The 25,819-nt window shown below is 52.4% G+C and carries 23 protein-coding genes; 12 read left to right on the top strand and 11 right to left on the bottom strand.

The window, feature by feature from the left end; translation table 11 throughout:
• The first annotated feature begins 2 nt into the window (after window positions 1–2).
• Both I3X05_RS20800 and I3X05_RS20795 read left to right on the top strand, forming a co-directional pair.
• Window positions 3–1,106: a protein-glutamate methylesterase/protein-glutamine glutaminase gene (locus I3X05_RS20800; protein WP_045570050.1), complete on the top strand. Its 1,104-nt coding sequence runs from the start codon at window positions 3–5 to the stop codon at window positions 1,104–1,106.
• A 225-nt stretch (window positions 1,107–1,331) separates the two neighbouring features.
• Complete coding sequence (locus I3X05_RS20795) at window positions 1,332–1,871, top strand: GNAT family N-acetyltransferase (RefSeq protein ID WP_039441862.1); 540 nt, start codon at window positions 1,332–1,334, stop codon at window positions 1,869–1,871.
• A gap of 42 nt (window positions 1,872–1,913) precedes the next feature.
• Here the strand turns inward: I3X05_RS20795 and I3X05_RS20790 are convergent, their stop codons facing one another.
• Window positions 1,914–2,789 carry an NAD(P)-dependent oxidoreductase gene (locus I3X05_RS20790; protein ID WP_045570049.1) on the bottom strand — a complete coding sequence of 292 codons (876 nt, stop codon included), beginning with the start codon at window positions 2,787–2,789 and terminating at the stop codon, window positions 1,914–1,916.
• 164 nt (window positions 2,790–2,953) lie between these two features.
• Here I3X05_RS20790 and I3X05_RS20785 point away from each other — a divergent pair, with 164 nt between their 5' ends.
• Window positions 2,954–3,604, top strand: a complete 651-nt coding sequence (locus I3X05_RS20785) for an HAD family hydrolase (protein WP_045570048.1) — start codon at window positions 2,954–2,956, stop codon at window positions 3,602–3,604.
• Between the two features lie 69 nt (window positions 3,605–3,673).
• Here I3X05_RS20785 and I3X05_RS20780 read toward each other — a convergent pair whose 3' ends face one another.
• The 6 genes from I3X05_RS20780 to I3X05_RS20755 all read right to left on the bottom strand — a co-directional run bounded on the left by I3X05_RS20780 (window position 3,674) and on the right by I3X05_RS20755 (window position 10,517).
• Window positions 3,674–4,036, bottom strand: coding sequence for a RidA family protein (locus I3X05_RS20780; protein WP_039426923.1), 363 nt, complete (start codon window positions 4,034–4,036; stop codon window positions 3,674–3,676).
• Between the two features lie 75 nt (window positions 4,037–4,111).
• The gene (locus tag I3X05_RS20775; protein ID WP_045570047.1) at window positions 4,112–5,149 is read right to left on the bottom strand and encodes a lactonase family protein; all 1,038 of its coding nucleotides are present in this window, start codon (window positions 5,147–5,149) and stop codon (window positions 4,112–4,114) included.
• 77 nt (window positions 5,150–5,226) lie between these two features.
• On the bottom strand, window positions 5,227–7,626 hold the full coding sequence (locus I3X05_RS20770; protein ID WP_226972163.1) for a beta-N-acetylhexosaminidase: 2,400 nt from the start codon (window positions 7,624–7,626) through the stop codon (window positions 5,227–5,229).
• Window positions 7,627–7,668: 42 nt separating this feature from the next.
• A complete protein-coding gene (locus I3X05_RS20765; protein WP_045570045.1) occupies window positions 7,669–8,625 on the bottom strand; it encodes a sugar kinase in 957 nt (318 codons plus the stop codon).
• Window positions 8,622–9,014, bottom strand: a complete 393-nt coding sequence (locus I3X05_RS20760; RefSeq protein WP_039426911.1) for a RidA family protein — start codon at window positions 9,012–9,014, stop codon at window positions 8,622–8,624. Before I3X05_RS20760 ends, I3X05_RS20765 begins: the two co-directional genes overlap by 4 nt.
• Window positions 9,015–9,062: 48 nt before the next feature.
• Window positions 9,063–10,517: an N-acyl-D-amino-acid deacylase family protein gene (locus I3X05_RS20755; protein ID WP_045570044.1), complete on the bottom strand. Its 1,455-nt coding sequence runs from the start codon at window positions 10,515–10,517 to the stop codon at window positions 9,063–9,065.
• A 178-nt stretch (window positions 10,518–10,695) separates the two neighbouring features.
• Here I3X05_RS20755 and I3X05_RS20750 point away from each other — a divergent pair, with 178 nt between their 5' ends.
• Complete coding sequence (locus I3X05_RS20750; RefSeq protein WP_045570043.1) at window positions 10,696–11,961, top strand: amino acid deaminase; 1,266 nt, start codon at window positions 10,696–10,698, stop codon at window positions 11,959–11,961.
• 34 nt (window positions 11,962–11,995) lie between these two features.
• Complete coding sequence (locus I3X05_RS20745) at window positions 11,996–12,859, top strand: MurR/RpiR family transcriptional regulator (protein ID WP_045570042.1); 864 nt, start codon at window positions 11,996–11,998, stop codon at window positions 12,857–12,859.
• Between the two features lie 82 nt (window positions 12,860–12,941).
• On the opposite strand, the gene I3X05_RS20740 is transcribed toward I3X05_RS20745, so the two are convergent.
• Window positions 12,942–13,745 (bottom strand): hypothetical protein, encoded by an 804-nt coding sequence (locus I3X05_RS20740; protein ID WP_045570041.1) that lies wholly within the window; start codon window positions 13,743–13,745, stop codon window positions 12,942–12,944.
• Between the two features lie 396 nt (window positions 13,746–14,141).
• Between I3X05_RS20740 and I3X05_RS20735 the strand changes: the two genes are divergently transcribed.
• The 4 genes from I3X05_RS20735 to I3X05_RS20720 all read left to right on the top strand — a co-directional run bounded on the left by I3X05_RS20735 (window position 14,142) and on the right by I3X05_RS20720 (window position 18,220).
• A complete protein-coding gene (locus I3X05_RS20735) occupies window positions 14,142–15,089 on the top strand; it encodes an HlyD family secretion protein (protein WP_039464107.1) in 948 nt (315 codons plus the stop codon).
• A 2-nt stretch (window positions 15,090–15,091) separates the two neighbouring features.
• On the top strand, window positions 15,092–16,033 hold the full coding sequence (locus I3X05_RS20730) for an ABC transporter ATP-binding protein (protein WP_045570040.1): 942 nt from the start codon (window positions 15,092–15,094) through the stop codon (window positions 16,031–16,033).
• Entirely contained in the window at window positions 16,030–17,127 is a 1,098-nt protein-coding gene (locus tag I3X05_RS20725) for an ABC transporter permease (RefSeq protein WP_045570039.1), read from the top strand. The genes I3X05_RS20730 and I3X05_RS20725 overlap by 4 nt, the downstream gene beginning before the upstream one ends.
• 175 nt (window positions 17,128–17,302) lie before the next feature.
• A complete protein-coding gene (locus I3X05_RS20720; RefSeq protein ID WP_193157479.1) occupies window positions 17,303–18,220 on the top strand; it encodes a Gfo/Idh/MocA family protein in 918 nt (305 codons plus the stop codon).
• A gap of 193 nt (window positions 18,221–18,413) precedes the next feature.
• Here the strand turns inward: I3X05_RS20720 and I3X05_RS20715 are convergent, their stop codons facing one another.
• Window positions 18,414–18,833, bottom strand: coding sequence for a VOC family protein (locus tag I3X05_RS20715; protein WP_045571318.1), 420 nt, complete (start codon window positions 18,831–18,833; stop codon window positions 18,414–18,416).
• 12 nt (window positions 18,834–18,845) lie between these two features.
• Window positions 18,846–19,175 carry a DUF6614 family protein gene (locus tag I3X05_RS20710; RefSeq protein WP_045571319.1) on the bottom strand — a complete coding sequence of 110 codons (330 nt, stop codon included), beginning with the start codon at window positions 19,173–19,175 and terminating at the stop codon, window positions 18,846–18,848.
• Window positions 19,176–19,609: 434 nt separating this feature from the next.
• Between I3X05_RS20710 and I3X05_RS20705 the strand changes: the two genes are divergently transcribed.
• The 3 genes from I3X05_RS20705 (at window position 19,610) to I3X05_RS20695 (ending at window position 23,413) form a co-directional block, all read left to right on the top strand.
• On the top strand, window positions 19,610–21,082 hold the full coding sequence (locus I3X05_RS20705; RefSeq protein WP_045571320.1) for a DEAD/DEAH box helicase: 1,473 nt from the start codon (window positions 19,610–19,612) through the stop codon (window positions 21,080–21,082).
• Window positions 21,083–21,307: 225 nt separating this feature from the next.
• Entirely contained in the window at window positions 21,308–22,822 is a 1,515-nt protein-coding gene (locus tag I3X05_RS20700) for a M28 family metallopeptidase (RefSeq protein ID WP_045571321.1), read from the top strand.
• Window positions 22,823–22,963: 141 nt separating this feature from the next.
• Window positions 22,964–23,413, top strand: coding sequence for a GNAT family N-acetyltransferase (locus I3X05_RS20695; protein ID WP_045571433.1), 450 nt, complete (start codon window positions 22,964–22,966; stop codon window positions 23,411–23,413).
• A gap of 111 nt (window positions 23,414–23,524) precedes the next feature.
• Here I3X05_RS20695 and I3X05_RS20690 read toward each other — a convergent pair whose 3' ends face one another.
• A complete protein-coding gene (locus I3X05_RS20690) occupies window positions 23,525–25,648 on the bottom strand; it encodes a methyl-accepting chemotaxis protein (RefSeq protein ID WP_045571322.1) in 2,124 nt (707 codons plus the stop codon).
• Between the last annotated feature and the right edge of the window lie 171 nt (window positions 25,649–25,819).

Below are 25,819 nucleotides of genomic sequence, written 5' to 3'. Positions count from 1 at the left end.
CTATGAGCATCAAAGTATTAATCGTCGATGATTCAGCCGTGGTGAGGCAAGTATTAACCGAACAACTGCATGGCGAATCAAATATTGAAGTGATCGGTTCCGCCTCCGACCCGATTTTCGCCATGAAAAAAATGCAGCAACGATGGCCCGATGTGGTCATTCTCGATATCGAAATGCCTCGTATGGATGGCATTACCTTCCTTAAAAAACTGATGGCGGAAAGGCCAACCGCCGTAGTGATCTGCTCAACGTTGGCTGGCGTTGGCGCACAAGTGACCATGGAAGCGATGGCAGCCGGTGCAGTCGATATCATCACCAAACCGAAAGCGGGTTTAAAATCTTTCTTGCAAGAGAGTAAAATCGCCATGATTCAAGCCATCAAAGGAGCGGCCGCAGCTAACCTTAACAAACTGCAAATTCAATCAACCTCGAAAAAACCGCACTCTCCACAGCCTCTCACACCATTTAAAAGCGCGCCGAAACTGAGTGCCGATGTCATCCTGTCCACCAACAAAGCCAAACCCATGGCAGAGACGACCGACCGAGTCATCGCCATCGGCACGTCAACGGGGGGTACTCAGGCATTAGAGGTGGTGCTCAAACAGCTTGACCCCAGCGCGCCGGGCATCGTTGTCGTGCAACATATGCCAGAACAGTTCACCGCCTCTTTTGCTCAAAGGCTCAATCAATTGTGCAGAGTGAACGTGAAAGAAGCAGAACATAATGATCGCGTGCTGCCGGGGTTAGTGCTGATCGCCAATGGAGGCAAACATCTGCTGCTTAGGCGCAGTGGCGCTCAGTATCGGGTGGAACTCAAAGACGGCCCTCTCGTCAGTCGCCATCGCCCTTCGGTAAATGTGCTGTTTCGCTCGGTGGCCAACGCGGCCGGAGCCAATGCTACCGGCATCATCATGACCGGCATGGGCGACGATGGCGCTCAGGGAATGAAAGAGATGCACGAGGCAGGCGCGCTCACCATAGCGCAAGATGAGAGCAGTTGTGTCGTCTATGGCATGCCCAAAGAAGCGGTCAAATTGGGTGCGGTCGACCACATTGTGACGCTGGACGCTATCCCAAAATTAATCATGTCACTCAAAGGAGAATAGCGAATACGACATAAGCACGCAGCAGAAAAGGTAAGCCCATTAGCCAGCTGTATCTATTTCTTTCCTGACTATTTCTGCTCAACTTAGGCAGGCAGAGTGGACGAATAGCGTGAAATAGCGTTTCATGGCTTTGAGTGGTCTTAGTGACCAAACAAGAAATAACTTATTGATAAAATTAAATAATAGATATCTATTATAGAAATACACCTACCTGATGGACCTGCTATGTTTACTTTAAACGTCGATAACGAGATTGAGTTGGCTTTGGTGCAAGAATCTTTTGCCCCTTTGTACGTGGAATTGGTGGCCGAGCATAAAGCCTACCTCTCTCAATGGCTCGCGTGGCCTGACTTCTGCTCCTCAGAGCAAGATTTTCGCCTGTTTGTGCACCGTTCGCTGCACGATTACGCCGATGGAAAATCACTCACCTGCGCGATTTTTTACCATGGAGATCTGGTCGGCAATATTGGCCTGCATGAAATTAATCCGGAGCTTGGCCGCACTTGTATCGGCTATTGGCTGGCTGAATCGCATAAAGGCAAAGGCATCGTCACGCGTGCGGCGCAGACGCTGATTAAGCATGCGTTTGACACGCTAGGTTTAGAGAAAGTGCAATTGCAAGCAGCAAAAGAGAACCTTGCCAGCCGGGCGGTGGCGGAGCGCCTTGGTATGACGCTCGAAGGCATCATCACTCGTAATGAGAAGGTGCAAGATAGAGTGCTGGATCATGCCATTTATGGCCTACACAAACACGCCTGCCAATAAGAAACTCAGCCGAAAATTAAGGTTTTCGGCTGAGGATTATTTTTACTCTTTTGCTACCGCTTTGATCAGCACTGAGGTATCCATTCGTCCTAACCCCTGCTGCTGCAGCTTGGCGTACTGAGCGTCGACTTGCTCAGTCAGTGGCAGCGTTAAACCAACGCGTTCCGCTTCTTGCAGACAGAAGCCGAGGTCTTTACGCATCCAATCGATGGCAAAGCCAAAATCAAACTTGCCTTGTGCCATGGTCTGGGCGCGATTTTCCATCTGCCAAGAACCTGCCGCGCCGTGTTTTAGCGTGTTGACAACCTGCTCGATATCTAAGCCCGATTTTTGCGCCAGCAGCAGCGCTTCACTCAGCCCTTGCAGCACGCCAGCGATACAAATCTGGTTCACCATTTTGCAGCGTTGTCCTTGGCCATTTTCACCCAGCAATGTGATCTGTTTGGCGTAGACATCCATCACCGGCGAGACGTTAGCAAACACTTCGGCATCACCACCACACATGATGGTTAGCACGCCATTTTCGGCTCCGGCTTGGCCGCCAGAGACAGGCGCATCAATGAAGTTCACCGCCACTTTTTGACATGCGGCGGCCAGCTCAATCGCCAGCTCAGCGGAGGTCGTGGTGTGATCAACCAAGGTCGCGCCCGCTTTTAGCCCAGCCAGTACCCCATTTTCACCGTATACCACGCTGCGTACATCGTCATCATTGCCGACACAAACAAACACCACATCACAACCAAGCGCGGCCTCACGTGGGGTTTCAAACGCTTGCCCTTGATGCTGCTGGGACCATTTTTCTGCTTTGGCAAATGTACGGTTGTAAACCCGCGTTTGGTAGCCCGCTTTGCTCAAATAGCCTGCCATTGGGTAGCCCATGACTCCCAATCCAATAAAGGCAACTGTTTTGACTTCCATTCTTTCTCCCCAATGACGTTGTTATCAATTTCAATCAACTTGTTATCGATTTCGCGCCGCACATGATAACTGAAAAACCGCGCTCGCGACCATATCCCTTCCCCAATTGCGCCGCTTTATGTCAGAATGGCGCCAACCTATTGAGATAAAAACAAGCTGTCACTATGAATTTTGCTGCCGCCATCTTCGATATGGATGGACTTCTACTCGACACCGAACGTGTCTGTATGCAGGTTTTCGAACAAGCCTGTCATGCGCAAAACCTACCTTTTTACAAAGAGACTTACCTCTCGGTGATTGGCCGTAATGCCGCGGGCATTGAAGCGGTGCTGCGCGAAGCGTATGGGGATGACCTCGACCGCCTGCACGCCGAGTGGCGCCAGCGTTACAACCAGGTTGTATTTCATGAGGCTATTCCGGTCAAAGCTGGCGTGATCGAACTGTTACAGTGGCTAAAAGCTCAGCAGATCCCAACGGCGGTGGCCACCTCGACGCAAAAAGAGGTCGCGTCAGTCAAACTCAAGCTCGCCGGGCTGGATCACTACTTCGACAGCATCACCACCGGGTGCGAAGTAAGCCACGGCAAGCCCGACCCAGAAATCTACTTACTCGCCGCCAGCCGACTCAAGATCGCACCAGAACGCTGTTTGGCTTTTGAAGATTCCAACAACGGCGTACGTGCGGCGGTGGCAGCGCAGATGATCACCTACCAAATTCCCGATTTGGTTGAACCTTGCGCCGAAGTGAAACGCTTTGGCCACCACATCTTCCCTTCGCTGACTGACGTATTGGCTCAGCTCAGCGGTCAACATTAGCAACCAGTACTAACATCAAAGGGGCAAACGGCCCCTTTGTGAATGATTACGTCTACATGGTGTCTGCAGCTATTGAAACTCTGCACCCGCAGCGGCGACAAACGCCATCTCAACCAAATAGTTCGGATCGGCTAGTTCAGCTTTGACACACGCGCGGCTCGGCGCACAACCTTGTGGGAACCAGTTGTCCCACACTTGGTTTAATGCATCAAAATGGGCGAAATCGGTCACGTAGATGGTCACCGAAAGAACGCGAGAGCGGTCGCTACCAATCTTCGCAAGCTGCACTTCTGCCTGAGACAAAATTTGTTCCACTTGGCCTTTCATATCTGCCGAAGTATCACTGTCCGCCACTTCAACAAAATGGGCGATGCCGTTAAAAACGGTAATATCTGACCAGCGATTGCCGGGGTTAATGCGATGAATTGTCATGCTTATTTTCTCTTTGACTTCAAACCAAGCGCAGAAGTATCTCAAGTTATCATCAGGCTTTCCAGCCAAGAGGCGTTAACATGCCCCTTGATGTTCCAGTAAACAGACCGGGCTACCCACTTGGCAACTAAACCCACTTGGGCTCAGTAACCCCGTTTGCCTGTCGCGGCGAAAACTGACCACATTATGCGAGTGCTGATTGGCAACAAGCAACCATTTACCATCACGCGACAGCACAAAATCGCGTGGAAACTGGCCGCCAGTGTCAACAGCGCCAATCCATTCAGGCTGGGCGTGGCTGAGTGCAAAAATGGCGATTTTATTCTGCCTGCGACACGAGACGTAAAGAAATCGCTCATCTGGGGACAAGCGAATCGCCGAGGCGGCTTCGCCGTTGCTCTCGCCCGGGAGCAACGGTTGCTGCGAGCAGAGATGCCACTGTTCGCCGCGGCGCTCAATCACCATCAAGGTTTCAAAAAGCTCTGCGACCAGATAAATGCGATCTTCCTGTTGCGTCAATACCAGATGACGAGGGCCGCAACCCGGCGGCAATGACAGAGATTGATGCAGGCGGAAGGTCTCATTTTGTCTATCGATGGCAAAAATATTGAGACGATCCGTGCCCAGATCGACCACCATCAAATACGGGCTGTGACGCAGGAAGATAGCCTGATGCGCGTGCGGCGCGGTTTGTCTCGCCTGATTTGGCCCACTGCCATCAACAAACAGCTCTGTCAGTTTGCCAATCGGCTTACCGGTTTCATCCAACTTGAAGATTGAAGTGTTGCCGGAGCCGTAACTGGCCACCGCGCAAAACTGCTGCTCACCGTCAATATCGAGATGACACGGGTAATCGCCTTCGATCTCAATTTGCGCCGTATCGTGGCAGCCAAGCCACACCAGTTGCGGTGCTTGCGACTGCGCCACTTCATTGAACGTGTATAAACCGCGTGCAGTTTGGGTGAGGTAAGAGGGATTGGCTAACACCACCAACTCATTGAACGGGATCAACTCACCCGTTTCGCTATTTAATTCCAGTTGCGCGACGCCTTCGCTGATGCTGGGTTGATCGGTATAAGTGCCAAGATAAAAATGTAAATTGCCTGTCGTCATGGGAATTTGCTTCCATTGCTTCTCGTTATCTCTCTACCTTGCCGCCTGTCGGCGCAGGCGGCAACGGCTTTTGCTAATCAGTGCGCAAATTTGTGAAGCAGTTGCTCTGTCGGCCTGACAAGCGCCACAATCGCCTCATCAAATAGCGCCGAGTTCTCATCCAACACGGCTTGGTAAGCGTAGTATTGATCTGCGCTTATTGTGGCGTTCTCGGACACTTTCTCCAATAAGATCAAGGCCAAATCGGCCACCTCAATGGTCGCTTGTGCCAGTGGTACACTCTGCGCCCCAGAGACGCTTCGTGCCAGCAGTTCAAGCGACTGCGTGGCGGCCCATTTTGCCGTCTGATAATGGCTGGTTAATGAGGCGAGAATCACTTGGCACTCTGCTCTCTGGCCGAAATCCACGTCGCGGAGCAGTTGTTCCATCTGATAGACGGCAAGGCTTTCCACCGCCAACGCATCAACAAAACGGTTGAGTCGCTCATATTGATTGTAACGTTCGCCACAAGTCGGCGTTGCCTGCCACTTTTGCCAATGCCTTGCGTAGTATTGCCCAGGCTCTGTGTACTGGGCGAGCACCGCCAGCGGCGTACTGTCAAAGCCCATCGCCAGCCGCATTAAGCCCAGTTGCGCGTCGGCCTGATGGCGTAAACCGAGTGAAAGCTGCGACCAAGTATCGATAACCTGCATACGGCGATACATGCTCTGCTCATCGCGCTGCTCAACACTCGACCAAAAACGTTCTGCGATAGCGAAACTGCGCGGCCACAAACGCGATTCGATCGTCATTGAGTCGACCAGTTCTCCCCAGATGGTGATTTCACCACCGAGGATCAACGCGCGCTCTTTTTCACTAAGTTCAGCGGGGTAGCCGCCCTTTGCCTCTGGCAGTGTGTTTTGCGGCCAATCACTGCTGGCACTTAACACGCCAGTAACGGGATAACGCACATTGCCAATCCGTTGATAACTGCCGTTAGCAAGCTGCTCGCCAGCAAACTGGTAGTGGAATTCCGTGTAGGACATAAAGGTGTCGAGATGACCGCGAAAACGCACGCCGGGAAGATATTCCAACACGGTGACTGCCTGACGAGATCGGCCGTGGTAATCGCTAAAAGCGCGTACCTGCCCTTGCGCACTTTCAATAATGATCAGATTGCCACTTAGCGCCTCACCTTTAGGCCGCGGCTTATGCCACGTGTAACAGACAAACTTGTCGCCAGTTGCCAACTGATCATCCACTGCTAAACCTTGCGGCATGGGATCGTTGCGATAGTGATAACTGGTGGGTTGCGGCTGATCAAGATAGTAACCCGTGGATAAAATCCCTTGATAACCCTGCTTAGCCGCACGGCCGATGCTGTCGTGCCCTTGCCAGCTTTGGATGACCACCGACGTCGGCAGATCTTGGTGCCACACTTCGTCCCAACCAATGATTTTACGCCCATCCGCCGCCAGCATACTCTCTACTTGGGTATTGAGGTAAGACTGCAAACCGCGTTCACCATCGAGCTGATGCTCTTGGATAAAACGCTGAATGCGTGGATTATCGCGCCACTGTTGGTAGTCGGGTTCGTCCCCACCAATATGCACGTACTGGTCGGGGAAAAGCGCCACCACTTCGTGAAAAATGCTCGCCAGAAAGCTCAACAGCTCGGGATTGGTTGGGTCCATCAGCGGCGCAAACACGCCCCATCCACGTTGCTGTGGGTAGGTTTGCCCGCTGGGGCCAGACATCAGATGCGGATAGGCATGCGCCACCGCAGAGGCGTGGCCGGGCAAGGAGATCTCCGGTATCACCCGTATCCCCAGCGCGCGAGCATATTCGATCACCTGCGACACCTCGGCTTTGCTGTACACATCGCCATCAGCACTGTGCTGCCACAGTTTGGGGTAGCTTTCGAACTGAATACGAATGCCTTGATCGTCCCAAAAGTGCCAGTGGAATACGTTGAGTTTGGCGGCGGCCATCGCATCAAGTTGGCGCAAAATAACGGGTAGCTCAATGTAGCGGCGGGCCGTGTCATAGGAAACGCCGCGCCAGCCAAATCTCGGCGCATCCGTGATAGACAGCGCTGGTAGGTAGTAGCCCTGAGCATCGCTTTCAATCAGTTGCAAGAAGGTTTCCAGCGCATGCAAGGCCCCCACTGGCTGCGGCGCGCGGATCACCACTTGCCCCTCTGCGGCGTGCAAATGATAAGACTCATCCCAACCCAGATTCGGCACATCGCTTGGCGGCGCACTCGCGATATCCACCACTAACGTCGCGCTTTGCTGCGACGAGGCTTGCCAGTGCAACATCGGCACGCCCGTTTGCCGATAGAGGCGCTCCAATGTGCGCTTGAGTTTTTTCACCACCGCGTTGCATCGATAACCTTTAAGCAGCATGCTGAAGTCGGCATCGATAGCAATTCGCCCAGAAAGGAGCTGCACTTGCTGCGGATAGGGCATGAGATTAAGTTCACGGTTGGCCGCCATGCTGCCTCCTAAAATAAGAAATAGAACTCTGCGCGAGCAGCGCTAAACCTCGCCAGACTCAAGCTGTAGATGACGCATGCTCTGAGCCGGAATGATTGCGCCTGAATACTGAATAACCAGCGCAGCCAAACGGTGAGCAAGCTCAGCCGATGCCTGTGGCCCACTCCCGGTGAATCGCCCAACCAGATACCCGGCAGCGAATGCGTCACCCGCGGCGCAGGTATCGACAACATGAGCAACTTCTTCGGCCGCCACACTCAACGATTGCACTTCCCCCTGCTGACGCAAAAGCAACTGGCAAGGCTGCGCGCCACGTTTTATCACTACTTCAGGGCAGTCCCATTGTTGGTATCGCTCATACAAAGGCCGCTCTTGCCCCCATATTTGCTCGTCATCCTCTTGCGTGATGAAAGCGAGATCGACCCAAGGCAGTAATTCCCCATACCAGTGCCGCGCCTGCTGCGCCGACCAAAGCTGAGGACGAAAATTGTTGTCAAACGCCACTTTGCCTCCCGCTAGCGAGAAAGCGCGTAACTTGTCAATCAGCCGCGCTTTGTCAGCGTCAGGTAAAATCGCGAGGCTGATACCACTCAAGTAAAGCCAATCGAGTTCCCCGGCTTGCAATGCACGCTCCAGCGGGCTTAGCTGCACTTCGGAAAAATAAAATTTAGCGGCGGCGCTGTCACGCCAATAGTGGAAACGGCGCTCACCAGAGGCATCATTGCTCACCAGATACAGCCCGGGCAGCCGCCCTGCATGGCGCGTCACGAGCGAGGTATCAATGCCTTCTGCTTGCCAAGCCAAGAGCAGTTGTTGCGACAGGTCATCGTCTCCCAGCCCAGTCGCGTAATAAACCGCTATCGGGCTATCTTGGCATAGTCGAGCAAGATAAAGCGCGCTGTTGAGCGTGTCGCCACCAAAACGTTGTTTGAGCGGCTGGCCGCTCAGTTCAAGCATGCATTCGCCGAAAAAGCCAACCTTAAGCTTGCTGGCGCTCATACGCGATCCGCACGGTAGCAGGTGACGTCCACTTCCACTTTTACATCCACCACCAAGTCACACACCATACAGATGCGCGCCGGTGGATGAGCGGCGAAAAATTCGCTAAACACTTTATTGAACGACTGAAAATAGCGCGCATCGGTAAGGATCACTTTCACATGCACCACATCTTCCAGCGTGTAACCGGCCTCGTGCATGATATCGACACAGTTTTGCAGCGCGAGACGCGATTGCTCGACGATCCCGCCTTCGACCACTTCACCCTCTCTCATCGGGGTTTGCCCCGAAACATACAAAAAGCCGCCCGCTTCGGTGGCACGGGCAAAGGGCAAATGCTGTCCACCCGTTCCTACGCCACCTTCCACGCCGTATCGTTTTATCGTCATTGTTATTGTCCTTTTGTTAGAGAAACCCGTTGTCTGCCCAGCGGCGATTCACACGGTTTCTGGTTTAAATTGACTTCGATAGAGAAACCTACCCGTTCGAGTCGGCGATACTTCGCCAGCGTGATAAGAGAGGTGCCCGTTGACAAACACCGCTTCAATGCCTTGCGCGGCTGAAATTGGGTTGGCAAAGGTCGCGGTATCTTTGATGGTGTGCGGGTTAAACAGTACCAAGTCGGCAAAAGCGCCCAGCCGAATCACGCCGCGATCCGCCAGTTTGAAACGCTGCGCCGACATTCCGGTCATCTTAAAAATCGCCTCGGCAAGGGAGAAGAGTTTCTCCTCGCGGCAGTAGTGTCCAAGCACTCGGGGAAAAGCGCCCCACAAACGCGGGTGGGGATGCGGGTCGTTGGGTAAACCATCGGATCCCACCATAGTTAACGGGTATTTGAGCACTCGTTTAACATCTTGCTCTGCCATGCAGTGGTAGACAGCGCCGGCAGGCAGCAGTGCTTTTGCGGCCTGCAGCAACGGCAACTGTAAATCCTCTGCGATCTGTTTGAGGGTTTTGCCCGCCTGCTGTGGCAATCCTTTTGACCAGGTAATAAAAATATCAATTTCGTCATTCACTTGCGCTAAATCTAGGGTTGAGGAGCTGGCCGAATATGGGTAGCAATCGCAGCTGACCTCTTGCAGGGCTGCTGCGCTCTCCATCCGCTCCAGTACTTGCACACTGCGTCCCCAGTTTCCCGCGCCCGCACATTTCAAATGGGAGATCACCACAGGCACCCGCGCTTGTCTGCCCGTCGCAAACGCTTCTTCCATCGCGGTGAGGATCTCCGCAAACTCGCTGCGCATATGCGTGGTGTAAATGCCTTGATACCCGGCCAACACCTTAGCCAGTTGCACCACCTCTTCGGCGGTGGCTTGTTTGGCACTGGCGTACGCCAGACCCGAGCTGAGCCCCAGTGCGCCCTGCTCCATCGCTTCTGTCAGTGCCGCGCGCATCTGCTCGATTTCCGCTTGCGTGGCTGGGCGCTGCAAATGGTCCATCAGGTTATTGCGCAGCGTGGTATGGCCAACCAGCGCTGCAACATTCACTGCTGGCTTGGCCTGCTCGACCGACGCGGCATAGTGAGCAAATGTGGGATAAACGAAATCACTCTGCTCACCAAGCAAATTCATCGGATCCGGCGGTTCACCGCTCAGCACCGCAGGGCTGGCGCTGATGCCGCAGTTGCCCACAATCACAGTGGTGACACCTTGGCTAATTTTGGCCAAACAGTGTGGGAAGCGGATCACATTGGTGTCGTCATGAGTATGCACATCGATAAATCCGGGCGCTAGCGCTAGACCTTGTCCTTCAATCACTTGCTGCGCCGAAGCGTTCGCGAGCTGTCCAAGCTGGACTATGCGATCTTGCTTTATCGCGACATCGGCAATAAATGGCGTCGCGCCTGTGCCGTCGTAAATCTCTGCCTGTTTGATGAGGGTATCGAACTGCATGCGGGTTTGCGTCCATGCCAAAATAAGAGGAAGTGATCTTAAAGCTTGGTCATTTCGAATCAGTGATGTCTCCCGCAAAGCATCGAGCAAAGTTTGATAGTTTCTATCACGACGCTTAGCATTATCAAAAATAAGTATTATTTTTCAATTAATTAAATCATGTTAGGAGCGGAAGATTATGAGCAAAATAAAGGACTTACCTGATAAAAACTATCAGAAGCACGCAGACAATTTCCCTGCCGAAGGTGAAAAAGGGCAAGCGCTTCATGCTCATCTCCCTTCTCTTGCTCATGACGAGATCAGCCTGCCAGCCGCCGTGTTAAACCACAGCGCGCTGGAAAACAACTTGCGTTGGATGCAAGACTTTGCCGATCGTCATCAGGTCAAACTCGCTCCCCATGGTAAAACCTCGATGACACCAGAACTGTTTCGCCAGCAACTGCAGCATGGCGCTTGGGGCATCACCGTGGCCAGCCCTGCTCAAGCGCAAGTGGCGGTTATGGCGGGTGCCAAACGGGTCATAATGGCGAATCAATTGGTGGGCAAAGGCAATATGGCGATCATCGCCAAGCTGCTTAGTGAACAACCGATTGAGTTTTACTGCTGCGTGGATTCAACACGCAACGTCGATGCGTTGGCGGAGTTTTTCGCAGCGCAGCAACTGACGCTCAACGTCTTGATCGAATACGGCGTGGCGGGCGGTCGCTGCGGGTGCCGCACGCTGCAACAAGTGCACGCCTTGGCGACGCACATTGCTAGGCAACCGAACCTGAAACTGGCGGGCATTGAAGTCTATGAAGGGGTGATCCACGGCGACAATGCCGAAAGCGAGATCCGCACATTTCTCCACACTGCCTGTGAGCTGACGCGCCAGTTGCAAACCGCCGGGCTATTGCCAGCTAAACCCCTGCTCACAGGCGCAGGCTCGGCGTGGTATGACGTGGTAGCAAAAACCTTCGCCGAGCTCGACGGCATTGAGACGATGATCCGCCCCGGCTGCTACGTTACCCATGACACCGGAATTTACCAAATGGCGCAGCAACAAGTGATGGCGCGCGCCAAACCGCATCAGGGCGCGGCGTGTGAGTTAGGCGGCGATCTCATCTCCGCGCTGGAAATCTGGGCGCACGTGATTTCTCGCCCTGAGCCCACTCGCCTTCTGGTCGGTATGGGCAAACGTGACGTGGCTTTCGACGCAGGGCTGCCGACTTTACAACTGGCATTTCGCGATGGTGAGCCGCTCGCGCTGCCACAGCACAGCCAAGCGGTAGCGATTATGGACCAGCACACCTTTGTCGAAATTCCCGCTGACTGCTCGCTGGATGTGGGGGACATTTTGGTGTTTTCCACCTCACACCCATGCCTGACGTTCGATAAATGGCGCGCTCTGGCCCTGCGAGATGAGCAATATCAAGTAACCCAGTGGTTAGAAACCCGTTTCTAGTTTCCTCCCACAGTAAGCAGTACAGGATCTTCTTGTGAACTTAGATGTCGACATCCTTTCGCAAATCAACGAGCGTTTCAGCACTCTGCGTGACGCGGAGAAAAAAGTCGCCCAATGGGTGATGGATGAGGTCAGCGCCGCCGCCAATGCCAGCATTAGCGACATTGCCCAAAGCGCGCAGGTGAGTGAGGCGAGCGTGACCCGTTTTGCCAAGGCGATTGGCTGCAAGAATGTGCGTGAGATGAAAATCAAACTGGCCCAATCGTTAACCATCGGCCAGCGATTTATTCTCGAATCACCCGAGCCGAGCAGTTATCAGATGGTTTACCAATCGATCAAACAGACGTTGGAACAAAACCGTCGCTTAATAAACGAACAAGCGATCGACCAAGCGGTAGAGTGGCTCAATAGCGCACGGCAGATCATCAGTGTCGGCATGGGCGGCGGCTCAACCATCGCCGCGCAAGAGCTACAACATCGGTTATTTCGCCTCGGTTTTGCCGTGGTGACCTATCACGATGGTTTGCTAACGCGCATGGTTGCGGCAACCGCGGAGCGCAGCGATGTGATGCTGATGCTTTCGGCGTCTGGCTACACACCGGATCTGCTGGAAAGTGCGCAACTGGCGCGCGAGTATGGGCTAAAAGTCATCGTGATTTGTCCGCCGCGCACCCCTTTGGCACAGAAAGCAGATTTGCTGCTGCCCATCCAGCACCATGAGACCGATTTTATTTACAAACCCTCCGCATCCCGCTACGCAATGCTGGCTTTGATCGATGTACTCGCCATGGCGCTGGCGGTGAAAAACAAACGCCGCTCACGAGATAAACTGCGTCGCTTGAAAGTGGCGTTAGATTCCCACCGAGGCGGTGAAGAGAGGCAGCCGCTGGGGGATTAAGCCCTATAAACATTAACGTCCAGTGGAATACACTGGACGTTAATGAGCGAAATGTTGTGTCAACGGCTCTAGGCCAATACGCTTAAAACAGTTTTTTGCTTTCAGTTGTGTGGGAGTAGCTACTAAAGCTCAACTTATTCACTGCATCGGTTGGCGTCAGCTTCTTTTCAGCATCGACATTAACCATAAACTCACAACTCTGGTTACCTTCGACCAACTGCTGATAGCTTACGCCATACTTGTCGGAAAAGGAGATAAAAGCAACCGGCTCTTCGAGTGTAAAATAGCCCGTCCCTTTGGGAACATAGGTTTGTTTTTCCCCAAGCAGGTTGTCGCAAGACAAATTAAACAGATCAACACGGTATTGATAATTGTCCGGCTGCCAATTGCTGACCTCAATTTGCGCATTATCAGAAGCATCTGTGTACAAATTGACTTTGACTGGCTCAGCCAGCGATTGCACGGCGTTTCTTTCGATCAAATCGTCGCCTTTATACCAGTACAGCTCATAAATCTGCCCGTTTATCGGCAAGTTATGAGCGGTTAGCACCTCCCCACCGTTACCTGCTTTGAGCGGAAAAGAGACACCTCCGATAGTCAATTCAAACTTGTGATCATTGAGAATTTGAATCGGCGTTGAGGTCTGTCCGTTATTCCCCTCCATTCGGATATACAGCGTATAGACGTCCTCTAGAGAGGATGAACTATGCGAAAAAGTCACTTTGGTGGTTAATTTTTCTAAGGGATAGGTACACGCCATCTCTGGCATATTGCCGCAGTTGCTGTTATTCGCGGAACCTTGCTCGCTTGGCGTCGCGCTTCCACCACCGCCACCACAACCCACCAGCAACATTGCGGTCGTCAAAACGCATGTGCGTTTACTCATTGTTATTCCTTCATTTTCTCTGCAATCCATACCTGCCACGCAATATAGCAAAGCAATCCGTTTTAAAGGGCAGAATTAATTTGAGGTGAGTCTAAATTCAATCAAAACACGCCTCTAATTGTGCCACTTTTCATGCAACTTCCTCTTAACAAATACCCGCGATCGGGAAAGCAGTTGCTCACCATACTCGCCTCCACACAGAGTATTTCGCGCGATCTTGATCCCGTACCACATGCAACAAATAACGCTTAATCAGTAAGTTACTATACTCAAGGTGTTAGTCACGCAAATTCATCACTTGCGTAATATTTGCAGAATTATGCCACTTTCGCTCTTTCACTCGGCGAGGCTACACTGTGCTTAAATCATCACTGCTGAATTAACCAGGACAAAACAATGAGACATCTGCTATTTGCAACACTGGTTTTAACCGCCCTTACCGCTTGCACCAGCGATTCCAAACCCCAAGCACTCGGCACGCTTGAGCGCGATAGGGTGACCTTTACCGCTACCGCCAATGAAATCATTCGAGAGTTGCCCGTTAAAGAGGGCAGCGCAGTAGCGCAAGGCGATGTTCTGGTTCGTTTGGACAGTAAAAATCAGCAAGCCATGTTAGCGCGTGCGCTGGCCGAAAAAGCCAAAGCGCAGGCTTCTTTACTCAAGCTGACCAACGGCGAGCGCCCTGAAGACATCGCTGCGGCGCAAGCGCGGGTGGCACGAGCCGAAGCGCAGTTGATCGAAGCGCAGAAAACCTACAAGCGCAAATCCGAGCTGGTGGCGAAAAAACTCATCAGTCAATCCGAGAAAGACACCGCTCTCGCCGCGCGTGATTCCGCCAGAGCCGAACTTGACTCGGCCAACGAAGAGTTCAGTAAATTGACTTCGGGTGCACGTCCGGAAGACATTGAGCAAGCCAAAGCGCAACTGGCGGTTGCCGATGCCGATGTCGCGCTGCAAGAGCAAAAATTGGCCGAGTTGACCATCGTCGCTACCCGTGACGGCATTCTCGATAATCTTCCGTATAACTTGGGTGAGCGCGTTCCTGTCAATGGCATGGTCGCGGTGATTCAGGCCAACCGCATTCCTTATGCGCGCGTCTACGTACCCGCTAAATATCGCGTCGATTTTGTGCCCGGTAAGCAGGTCACGGTGCACGTCGATGGTGTGGACAACCCGCTCAGTGGCAACGTGCGTTGGGTCTCTGACGAGCCGTCATTCACCCCCTATTTTGCTCTGACAGAAGAGGAGCGTTCACGTTTGATGTATCTCGCCGAGGTGGATCTCGACGCAGCTGCCCAATCGCTCCCTTCCGGCGTGCCCGCGCAGATCGATTTGGGAGACTGAGCATGAATCAAATCAACTGCGGCGATTACGCGATTCAAGCCGAAAATGTAGTGAAGAAATTTGGCGAGTTTACCGCCATAGATAGCATCACGCTTAACGTTCCCAAGGGCAGCATTTACGGTTTTCTCGGGCCAAACGGCTGTGGTAAATCGACCACCATCCGCGTACTGACCGGGCTACTGAGCCCAACCGAAGGTAAGGTGGATGTGCTCGGATTGCAGATACCGCGTCAATCGGAACAACTGCGACTTAAAATTGGCTACATGACGCAGAAGTTCTCCCTGTACGACGACTTAACCGTGCAAGAGAACCTGCAATTTATCGGGCAGATCTTCGGTATGGATCGTAAAGCGCTCAAGCAGCGCGTGGACGAGCAGCTCGCCACCTATGGGCTGGATCAGCGCCGCAAACAGCGGGTTTCTGGCATGAGCGGCGGACAAAAACAGCGTCTTTCTTTGGCAGCGGCCACCATGCACAATCCTGAGCTGTTGTTTTTAGATGAACCGACTTCGGCGGTTGACCCAGAAAATCGCCGCGATTTTTGGGAGCAGTTGTTCGATCTTTCCGATCAAGGCACCACCATTTTGGTGACCACTCACTACATGGACGAAGCCGAACGCTGCCACCGTTTAGCGATTATGGAAGCGGGCCTGATCCGCGCCGATGGCGCGCCTGAAGAGCTGATGGCGCAAATGGGGGTCAAGATTGTTGAAGTAAAAGCAAACCAGTTGCGCGCCCTAAAAGAAGCCCTGTTGCCACTGCCGCAAGTGCGCTCCGCCGCTCAGCTCGGTATTCGTTTGCGGGTGCTGATTGACCAAAGCGTGCCCGATCCAATCGCGTGGTTGAAAAGCCAATTTCCTCATCTGCAACAAGCGGAAATGAATCTGGCCCGACCCAGTTTGGAAGATGTGTTTGTTTCTGTCACTGGGGAGGGTCGCCAATGAACGCGCTGTTTCGCATGAAAGCGATTGTGGTTAAAGAGCTTCGTCAGTTATCTCGTGATCGCATCACCTTTGGCATGGTGGTGATGATCCCGCTTATCCAGTTGCTGCTCTTTGGTTATGCGATCAACACCGATATTCGCGATATTCCCGTGGCAGTGGTCGATCAAAGCGAAAGTACCGCAGGACGCCTCTTGACCCAATCAGTCAGGGTGACACAAGTGGTGAACGTTACCCAGCACTACGCCACCGCAGAGCAAGCTGAGCAGGCGATTCAAGACGGTATTGTGCGCGCGGCGCTGATCTTGCCGCCTGATCTGACACAACGTATGGCGCAGGGGCGCGAGCTCGGGCAGTGGATTGTCGATGGCTCCGATACCATGATCAGCTCGGCGATCCTTGGTTTGCAAAATATGCCGTTGACCGACTTTGATTTTGAGCTCAGGCCCAAAGTGCAGAAAACCTTTGAAGTGGCGCTTTATTACAACCCGAGTCGCCGCTCTGCGGTCAATATCGTGCCGGGTTTGCTTGGGGTGATCCTCACCATGACGATGATTTTGTTCACCAGCGCGGCGATTGTGCGTGAGCGCGAACGAGGCAATTTGGAGCTGCTCATCACCACGCCCGTGCGCTCATTTGAGCTGATGGTGGCGAAAATTGTGCCGTATATTTTTGTCGGCCTGATTCAGGTGTTCATCATTTTGGGTTTGGGTCACTTTATTTTCGGCGTGCCCATTAATGGCGCGGTCAGCCAGATCTTGCTCGGGACACTGCTGTTTATTTCCGCCAGTTTGACGCTCGGTTTGGTGATCTCCACCATCGCCACTACCCAATTACAAGCCATGCAGATGACGGTGTTTATCCTGCTGCCCTCGATTTTGCTCTCAGGCTTCATGTTCCCCTACGAGGGGATGCCCGTCGCGGCGCAATGGATTGCTGAAGTGCTGCCCGCTACCCACTTTATGCGAATGATCCGCGGCATTGTGCTGCGCGGCGCGGATTTATTCGACCTATGGCGCGACACCATCTGGATGATTGGTTTCACCCTATTTGGCCTGATTCTCGCGTCTTTCAGGTTTAAAAAATCCCTCGACTGAACCTATCCAGCCCCGCTTTGGGGCTGGTTTTTACTATACAAAATGAGCAACAGGCTAAACAAAGCGATTCGCTGCACAAGCTTGGTAGAGAATTGTTGACCGAATGCCAACCCATTCATTACGTTGCTCATCTTACCGATAGAAGCATCAATCGCTGAATAGCGCTGGGGAAAATATGAAAATAGCCATCATTGGGCTGGGCGACATCGCGCAGAAAGCTTACCTACCTGTGATTTGCCAAAGAGCTGGGATTGAACTGGTGTTTTGCACCCGCAACGCGCAAACTTTAGCGCAGTTAGCACAGCAGTATCGCGTGACTGAAGTGTGTCAGGATTATCGCCAACTGCTGGAGATGAAGGTGGATGCGGTGATGATCCACGCGGACACGCAGATTCACTACGAAATTGCCGCGTTTTTCCTTCAGCACGGCATCGCCACATTTGTGGATAAACCCTTGGCTGATAATGCCAAAGAGGTCGAAGCGCTCTACGAGTTAGCCATTCGTCAGCAACAGCCTTTGTATGTCGGATTCAATCGCCGCCATATCCCACTGTTTAACCAGCATATTCCAGAACTAGCGCATGGCGAGAGCGCAGAGCTGCGCTCTCTACGCTGGGAAAAGCATCGTCTCAATTTACCTGGCGATGTTCGCACTTTCCTTTTTGACGATTTCATTCACCCACTCGATAGCGTTAACCTCAATGCCAAAGCGGATTTGCGCGATGTCTACCTCACCCATCAAATGGCCGATGGCAAGCTCGCCAGAGTCGATGTGCAGTGGCAAAGTGGCGAAACGCTGCTGCACGCCTCAATGAACCGCCAGTTTGGCATCACTTGCGAGCGAGTCAGCGCGAGCTATCAAAACCGCGCCGTGGAATTTGACTCTTTTGTCCAAGGTACCCTGTGGCAACAAGGGCAACAAAGCACACTTCACCTCGCCGACTGGACGCCGATGCTTGCCAGCAAAGGCTTTGCTAGCATGATCGAAGATTGGATTGGCGTGATTGAACAAGGCCGAGTGCCGGATGCGGTCATTGAGCGCAATATCGCCAGCCACCAACTGGCCGAGGCGATCTGCCAGAAAATCGGGTAACGTTAATTAGACGTTGCTTTTAGCGGTAGCGTGATGAGTTTGAGCGGTAGCACGATGAGTTTGAACGGAAGCGTAATGGCTTAGCCGCGCCAGTGCTTCCCTTTATGGTGGCGAGCACCAAGCCAAGCCGACTAAAGTGCCGTCTTTGCGAAACAGAGAGCAGCCCACACGCTGCTCTTTTTGTTTCGGTGCTTTAGCGCACCTGCGGTTTAAGCTCCACCGTATTGCCTTCTGGATCGCGAATATACACAGAGCGGCCAAAGCCTTGTGCGCCATAACGTTCAACAAACTCGTCCACGGTCACTTGATGTGAAGCAAAGTACTCCAGCAGTTGCTCTTCATCCGCCGGAGTAATTTGCAAACAAAAATGCTCCATATTGCGCCCTTCTTTGCCCGGCGCACGGCCACCTTGTTGACCAAGTTTGCCCTCAATGGTCACCAGATCAATCAAGGCACTGCCAGCGCGAAGTTGCGTTAAGCCAAACTCCGCTAATTCACGTTCTACTTGGCAGCCCAACACCTCACAGTAAAAGTGCAGCATGCGCGGCAGATCGCTCACGCGCAGCACAAGGTGATCGATCGCTTGCAGTTCAATTGGGTTTTGCTTTTGCATAACATCCTCATTTTAAGCCACGGGTAAATCGCTCAGCGACTCGCTAAACGTCACTTTAAAATCCGCCACTGAACGCATCAAGTCGGCATGCGGATAAGTTGTCATTAAAGATAGCCGAATGGTGTGAAACGACGCATCCATCTGCGCTTGATCTTTAAAGTTCACCGCCAAATGAAAATCCGCCATCTCCGGAAAGTTACCTTTGTTGACGATGCGCTGACTCATTGCCGATTCAATCAACTCATGAGTGCGTAACTGGGCGACAAATTCATCGGTCAGTTTACTCACCTGCTTACAACTCACGCCTTGCTTGACCGAATAGAACACATTGTAGGTTTTCATTGCTCGCCTCTTTTTGTCATTAGTTATAGCCTTCCCCTGACGCGCAGTCAGCTCGCTGAACTGCGCCGTGAGATGGCCTGCCTATCGTTATTGTGTAGTCATTGCGTAAGTGCACGTCAGCACTGGTCAAAAAGTGGATGGTTTTTTGTGGTCCACCACCGACATGTTGGCGTGTTCAACATAACTTCTCATCATCATCTCCTTGTTTTTTAAACCCTAGATGCAGGCTAAAACCCCAAGTTAAGTTGAGGTAAAGAGGAAATGGGCCCTGATGAGCAAAAGCGAGAAGTGCTTCACAAAAGCCACGACTCTGCACTTGAATTGAAAAGAGACAATTATCGGTTGAAGTAGACGGGTAAAAGCCTCAGAATGTCGCACTTTTCGCCGCCTGAAAAATGGGCGACGCTTCCTACCATTTATATTGAGAATCACATATGGGTTTTACCTCGTTAGGTCTGTCTGCACCAATCCTTAAAGCTATTCAGGAGAAAGGCTACGACACGCCATCGCCAATTCAAATGCAGGCAATTCCTGCGATTTTACAAGGCAAGGACGTGATGGCCGCCGCGCAGACAGGTACGGGGAAAACCGCAGGCTTTACTCTGCCGATCCTTGAAAGATTGTCCAACGGCCCACGTGTGCGTAGTAACCAAGTTCGCGCCTTGATCCTAACGCCAACGCGTGAACTTGCGGCGCAAGTGCAAGAGAACGTGTTTATGTACAGCCGTCACTTGCCACTGAGCAGTGCAGTGGTATTTGGTGGGGTAAAAATCAACCCGCAAATGCTGCGCCTGCGTAAAGGGGCCGACGTCTTAGTCGCGACCCCAGGGCGTCTGATGGATCTTTACCAGCAAAACGCAGTGAAGTTTGATCAGTTAGAAGTACTGGTGCTGGATGAAGCGGACCGCATGCTCGACATGGGTTTTATCCGCGACATTCGTAAAATTCTGCAGATTTTGCCGGCAAAACGTCAAAACTTGCTGTTTTCGGCCACCTTCTCAGAAGAGATCCGCGCGCTGGCCAAAGGGCTGGTAAACAATCCGGTGGAGATCTCGGTTAGCCCGGCAAACTCGACTGCTCGCACCGTTGAGCAGTGTATTTACCCATCCGATGTGAAGAAAAAGCCAGACATGTTGGCGAAACTGATCCAAGACGGTAACTGGCAGCAAGTGCTGGTGTTTACCCGCACCAAGCACGGCGCAAACCGTCTTGCCGCTTTCCTCAATGACAACCGCATTTCAGCAGCGGCGATTCACGGCAATAAGAGCCAAGGTGCGCGAACCAAAGCGCTGGCGGATTTTAAATCGGGTGACATTCGTGTGCTGGTAGCGACGGATATCGCCGCTCGTGGTATCGACATTCCTCAGTTGCCACAAGTGGTTAACTTTGAGCTGCCGAAAGTGGCAGAAGACTATGTGCACCGCATTGGCCGTACAGGTCGTGCAGGCGAAACGGGCAAAGCCATCTCACTGGTGTGCGCCTTGGAAGCGCCTGAACTGTTCGCAATTGAGCGTTTGATCCAAGAGCTCTTGCCTCGCCATGAGCTGCAAGGCTTCAAACCGAGCAACGAAGTGCCAGAGTCCAAACTCGATACTCGCCCAATCAAAGCGAAAAAGCCGAAAAAACCGAAGCAACCACAAACAAACGCTGAAGGCGGTGAGCGTCGCCCAGCAAACTCTGCGGATAACGGGCAGAAAAAGCCTAAACGTCAGTTTAGCCAGCCGAAATCTGGCCAAGAAAACAAAGGCAATTCACCGCGCGCGAAGCAAAGCGGCAACGCCAAACCAAACAATCAACAAGGTAAGCCTAAAGCAAACGCTGGCAAATCAGGCAATGCCAAGCCAAATGGTGGCAATCCTTCCTCCACGCGTCGCAGAGCGAAACCACAACAAGCAGCCAAAGCGTAAAACCTTGTTTGTTTAGTACCTTATCAGCAGAGAAGCCACTTCTCTGCTGATCCTTTAGCAGAGAATCTTCCCACCTAAGCTGTTCACGTGCTGCTACTCATTCCCGCCGTTATTGATAATTTTCTGCCAATAAATCATGACAAGCATAGCAATAACAAATAATTAACATAAAACGAATTTCTGTTCTAAATTTTGTTGATTTTATAAATATCTCAGGAGGAGATAATGAAATACAACAAAACGTTATTGGCTATGGTCTTGGCAGGCAGCGTTGCACAGGCATACGCCGAGGAAGAGAAAGTCTGGATTTCGATCGGCTCGGATGCGGTGCAGACCGTCACTCGCTCTGGGGCAATGCCCATTTTACCCAATACGCTGGCGAGCAGCAGCGAGGTTTGGGTCGGGCAAGTCGACAGCAGCCAGCTCGCGGCGCTCTCCCATGACATGCACGAAGAGCATCATCGCTGTGGGGGATATATGGTGCACGCATCAGCGCAAAGTGCCATGGCCGCAAGCGTCATGCCGCAAACCCTTGCTAGTTTCGCTATTCCTGATATTTCCCAAAAAGCAACCGTCAACGCGTGGTTACCGCAAGTCGATGCCAGTCAAATCACCACCGTCATCAGCTCACTCGCCAGTTTCAACAACCGTTTTTACACCACAACCTCTGGCGCACAAGCGTCTGACTGGATCGCGAGTCAATGGCGCTCACTCTCATCAGGTCTACCCGGTGCGAATGTCGAGCAAATTGCCCATAGTGGTTACAACCAAAAATCGGTGGTGTTGACCATTACTGGTAGTGAAAAGCCGGACGAGTGGATCGTCATCGGTGGTCATCTCGACTCCACCATCGGCTCACGCACCAACGAGCAGAGCATTGCTCCGGGCGCGGACGATGACGCCTCCGGTATCGCCTCCGTGACGGAGGTTATCCGCGTGCTGACACAAAACAACTTCCAGCCCAAACGCTCTATCGCCTTTATGGCGTATGCCGCCGAAGAGGTTGGGCTACGCGGTTCACAAGAGATCGCTAACCGTTATCAAGCGCAAGGTAAGAAAGTCGTCTCAGCGTTGCAACTGGATATGACCAATTATCAAGGATCTGCGCAAGACATTGTGTTTATCACCGATTACACCGACAGTAACCTCACGCAGTTTCTCGCCAACTTGATTGATGAATATTTACCATCACTCACTTACGGCTATGATCGCTGCGGCTACGCCTGCTCGGATCACGCTTCGTGGCACAATGCAGGCTTCTCAGCCGCGATGCCGTTTGAATCTAAGTTCAATGACTCAAACCCCAATATTCATACGGGCCGAGACACGCTGCAAAACTCCGATGCTGAAGGCGCACACGCGGAAAAATTTACTAAGCTGGGCTTAGCCTACGCGATTGAGATGGCCAATGCAGACTCAACCCCGCAACCCGGCAACGTGCTGAAAAATGGCGTGCCGGTCAACAATCTCGCTGGCTCACGCAGCACTCAGTTTCGCTATACCTTTGAACTGACGCAGTCACAGAATCTGCAGATCACAAGCTGGGGTGGGAGCGGCGATGCGGATCTGTACGTCAAATTTGGCTCAGAGCCGACACTGCAAAACTGGGATTGTCGCCCGTATCGCAATGGGAATAGCGAAACATGCACATTCCCTAGCGCCACGCCGGGTACCTACCACATCATGCTCAACGGCTATTCCGCTTTTAGCGGCTTAAGCTTGCAAGCCAACGCCAACTAGCTGCGGACGGACAAGATGGCTCTCACTGAGCCATCTTGTCCAGTGGCAAGCAATTGCTACTTGTCTTTATGAGTGAATTGGCCGCATGATATCGGCGAAAAGCGCACTAAAACAAATGCTGCCGAAGGCAATGGAGAAGATGTGATTACAATTCGTCAAATGGACATTTCAGACTACGACTCAGTGATGACGCTGTGGGGACAAACAGAAAACTTATCGCTTAAAGACGCCGACTCCCGCGCGAGCATCGCCGCCTATTTAGCCAAAAACCCCGGGCTGAGCTTCGTTGCGATTGACGGACAACAGATTGGCGGGCAGCACATGGTTGGCGCCGTGCTGGTTGGCACCGATGGCCGCCGTGGTTACTTACAACATTTGGCAGTCGATCTGCACTACCGCGGACAGAAAATTGCTCAGCGTTTGGTGCAAAGCGCAACCGAAGCCCTCGCGCAGCAAGGCATAGCCAAAACCCACCTTTTCGTTCTGAGTAACAATCTCTCGGCGCAGGATTTCTACCTAAAATCGGGGTGGCAAGCGCGAGATGAAATCCGCATGTTCTCGTTTAATAGCTCAGACAATCAATATGTATAAACCTAGTGGTCACTTACTAACCACTCGGTAATGCTAATAACAAAAGGGAGGCACACTGCGTGCCTCCCCTTTTTTAAGACATTTGTTAAGACACTTTGCTGCGGCATTTGGTTAAGACGCTTTGCCAACATCAAAGCGACCGACCAATTGATCCAAACGTTGCAATGAGTTTTGCATCAACGCCGTTCGACGCGCTAACTGGCCAGAAGCTTCTTGAAGCTCCGCCACGGTGTGTGAGGTGGCGTCGGCGGTTTGGCGGTGTTCTTCACTGTTGCGAGCGATATCTTGGATCCGTTTGAAGAGGCCACTAACTGAGGTTTGCAAGCGCTCACTTTGCGCCGATTGGTCGACCACCTGCGTGTTACTTTCTACATTGGCAATGCCCTCTTGCATGTAGCTGACCGCCAGTTCGGACTGGCTGTGCAGCGCTTTCATCAGCTCGCCGATGTTATTGGCCGCCTGCGAGGTTTTGTTGGCTAAAACACGCACCTCGTCGGCAACTACCGAGAACCCTCGCCCGTGCTCGCCCGCGCGCGCAGCCTCGATCGCCGCATTCAGGGCTAAGAGATTGGTTTGCGAAGTGATCTCCGTGATGAGATCGACAATGCCACCGATCTTTTGCATTTCGCGGTTCACTTCTTCCACCGTCTGCGCCGAGGATTGGACAATGGTTTTGATCTGCTCGGCACTTTGCGCAGCATTGTGATATTCCTGCTGCGCGGCGTGTACCGCGTCCTGCATCAAGCCATTCATCTCGATGGCAGTGTCGTTGGCCCCTGCAATCTCTTGGCTTTGAATCCCCGCTAACGTCAGCATGTCGGTGAGCGATGTGGCGGTCGAGTCGCTGCTGGACAGCAACATCTGGCTACGACGAAACATCGACTGCGATACGCTCTGCACCTCTTTGCTGGCAAACACCAGCTCTTTGACCACCCCCTGCAAACTGTCGATAAAACTGTTGGTCCAGCGGCCAAGATCGCCCGTTTCATCGGCTTTAAAACGACTGGCATCGAGACGCCGAGTCAAGTTGCCATCCCCCTCAGCCAAAACTTGCATCACTTGCGTCATGCTAGCAAGATGCCTCGCCAGTGGCTTCGCGGTGAGAAGATGAAACAGCGTTACCGCCACAGTGCCCATCAACAGAGAGAACAGCAGCAGTTGCCACTCGCTCAGCGGGTAAAGAGAGCTGACTGCAAACGGCAGCAGCATCGGGGCAAAAATACTCAATGCAAACTGCTGATTCAGTTTTTGCGCCACAGAGCGATGGCGATACACCTCTTCCAGATCCGCTTCACACATCATGCCCCATTTATCCAAAGAGCCAGGCATGGTGAAAGTCACCCCTTTACCAATCACCGGGATGTGCCGGTAATCGGAATAGCCAGGGTATTGCACATACAAATTGGCGCCGTTTTTGATGGTTTCACGCACACCGGGATGCAGCTTGCCCGTTTTCGGATCATTAAACACAATCTCAAATTCAGTATGGTGCTGCACTTTGACCACGCCCCACTTGGTATGCACGCCAGATTTCAAATTTTCCCCATGCGAAAAACGGTTATCTTCAAAGCGCGAGCGCGAGAGTGCTACGCCAGGGGCTATCGCAGGGTCAAAATTTGACTGCACCATAAACAGGTAGTTATCGCCCGATTCGCTGTAAATGTGCCCGGCTTCGCGCTGAATTAGATCGCCAATCACATCATTCGGCACTCGCCCGCAGAGACAGCCAAGCAACTTGCCCTCTTGGCGCAGCGGTTGATAAAACATCAGGGTCACTTGGTCGTGAAAAGTGGAACTCGAGGCGCCTATCGCCAACGTGATTTTATCGACATACGGACCGTGCAGAAATGGTTGTTGCAAGCCGTTTTTTAGCGCCGCTTTTGCGGCCACTTGACGCGTTTTTTGCCCAGAGTAAGTCGATTCCACAATGGTGCCATTGGGCTCTACGATAAACAGCTCGGAAAAATCCGTGCCCCGTTTGAGCAACCTTTGCAGCGTTTCGTGATATTCATTGGGCGCTTTGGAGGAGAGGTAGAGCGCGGCATCTTGCAAAAATGACCATTGATTGTTCGCCCACGTGGTTAAAATTTGCACCCGCGTATTGGCAATATTTTCAAAAGTTTGCTCCAAAGCGTGCTTGCGGTTGCGATTAATAAAGCACGCTTTACCCATCGCCAATTTGCCTGTTTTCCCCAGCCAAGGCAGCCAGCGTTGTTCTTCCGACGTTAAATGCATAGATAAACCACCATTTCTCATTTTTATTCACAAAAGCTGTGCAACCCTTATTCCACAACTGTTGCAGAAATAAGAAAACCAGACGATATACTGAAATTTGAACTCGCTCCCAAAAACCCCACTGGCATTTTGGCTAAAGGTCAGTGAATGAAACTTAAGCTTTTGATTTGA

Origin of the sequence: Vibrio navarrensis (assembly GCF_015767675.1) — a bacterium.
GTDB lineage: Bacteria > Pseudomonadota > Gammaproteobacteria > Enterobacterales > Vibrionaceae > Vibrio.
Note: the sequence above shows the minus strand (reverse complement) of the source record. Positions and strands in the feature narration are given on the sequence as shown.

Bases quoted from the DNA above. Each gene is read 5' to 3' on its own strand.
- I3X05_RS20720 (WP_193157479.1), top strand. From the start codon at position 17,303: ATGAAAATAGCCATCATTGGGCTGGGCGACATCGCGCAGAAAGCTTAC.
- I3X05_RS20760 (WP_039426911.1), bottom strand. From the start codon at position 9,014: ATGACGATAAAACGATACGGCGTGGAAGGTGGCGTAGGAACGGGTGGA.
- I3X05_RS20790 (WP_045570049.1), bottom strand. From the start codon at position 2,789: ATGGAAGTCAAAACAGTTGCCTTTATTGGATTGGGAGTCATGGGCTAC.
- I3X05_RS20690 (WP_045571322.1), bottom strand. From the start codon at position 25,648: ATGCATTTAACGTCGGAAGAACAACGCTGGCTGCCTTGGCTGGGGAAA.
- I3X05_RS20730 (WP_045570040.1), top strand. From the start codon at position 15,092: ATGAATCAAATCAACTGCGGCGATTACGCGATTCAAGCCGAAAATGTA.
- I3X05_RS20800 (WP_045570050.1), top strand. From the start codon at position 3: ATGAGCATCAAAGTATTAATCGTCGATGATTCAGCCGTGGTGAGGCAA.
- I3X05_RS20735 (WP_039464107.1), top strand. From the start codon at position 14,142: ATGAGACATCTGCTATTTGCAACACTGGTTTTAACCGCCCTTACCGCT.
- I3X05_RS20770 (WP_226972163.1), bottom strand. From the start codon at position 7,626: ATGGCGGCCAACCGTGAACTTAATCTCATGCCCTATCCGCAGCAAGTG.
- I3X05_RS20780 (WP_039426923.1), bottom strand. From the start codon at position 4,036: ATGACAATTCATCGCATTAACCCCGGCAATCGCTGGTCAGATATTACC.
- I3X05_RS20750 (WP_045570043.1), top strand. From the start codon at position 10,696: ATGAGCAAAATAAAGGACTTACCTGATAAAAACTATCAGAAGCACGCA.
- I3X05_RS20715 (WP_045571318.1), bottom strand. From the start codon at position 18,833: ATGCAAAAGCAAAACCCAATTGAACTGCAAGCGATCGATCACCTTGTG.
- I3X05_RS20755 (WP_045570044.1), bottom strand. From the start codon at position 10,517: ATGCAGTTCGATACCCTCATCAAACAGGCAGAGATTTACGACGGCACA.
- I3X05_RS20795 (WP_039441862.1), top strand. From the start codon at position 1,332: ATGTTTACTTTAAACGTCGATAACGAGATTGAGTTGGCTTTGGTGCAA.
- I3X05_RS20740 (WP_045570041.1), bottom strand. From the start codon at position 13,745: ATGAGTAAACGCACATGCGTTTTGACGACCGCAATGTTGCTGGTGGGT.
- I3X05_RS20710 (WP_045571319.1), bottom strand. From the start codon at position 19,175: ATGAAAACCTACAATGTGTTCTATTCGGTCAAGCAAGGCGTGAGTTGT.
- I3X05_RS20700 (WP_045571321.1), top strand. From the start codon at position 21,308: ATGAAATACAACAAAACGTTATTGGCTATGGTCTTGGCAGGCAGCGTT.
- I3X05_RS20765 (WP_045570045.1), bottom strand. From the start codon at position 8,625: ATGAGCGCCAGCAAGCTTAAGGTTGGCTTTTTCGGCGAATGCATGCTT.
- I3X05_RS20705 (WP_045571320.1), top strand. From the start codon at position 19,610: ATGGGTTTTACCTCGTTAGGTCTGTCTGCACCAATCCTTAAAGCTATT.
- I3X05_RS20725 (WP_045570039.1), top strand. From the start codon at position 16,030: ATGAACGCGCTGTTTCGCATGAAAGCGATTGTGGTTAAAGAGCTTCGT.
- I3X05_RS20775 (WP_045570047.1), bottom strand. From the start codon at position 5,149: ATGACGACAGGCAATTTACATTTTTATCTTGGCACTTATACCGATCAA.
- I3X05_RS20785 (WP_045570048.1), top strand. From the start codon at position 2,954: ATGAATTTTGCTGCCGCCATCTTCGATATGGATGGACTTCTACTCGAC.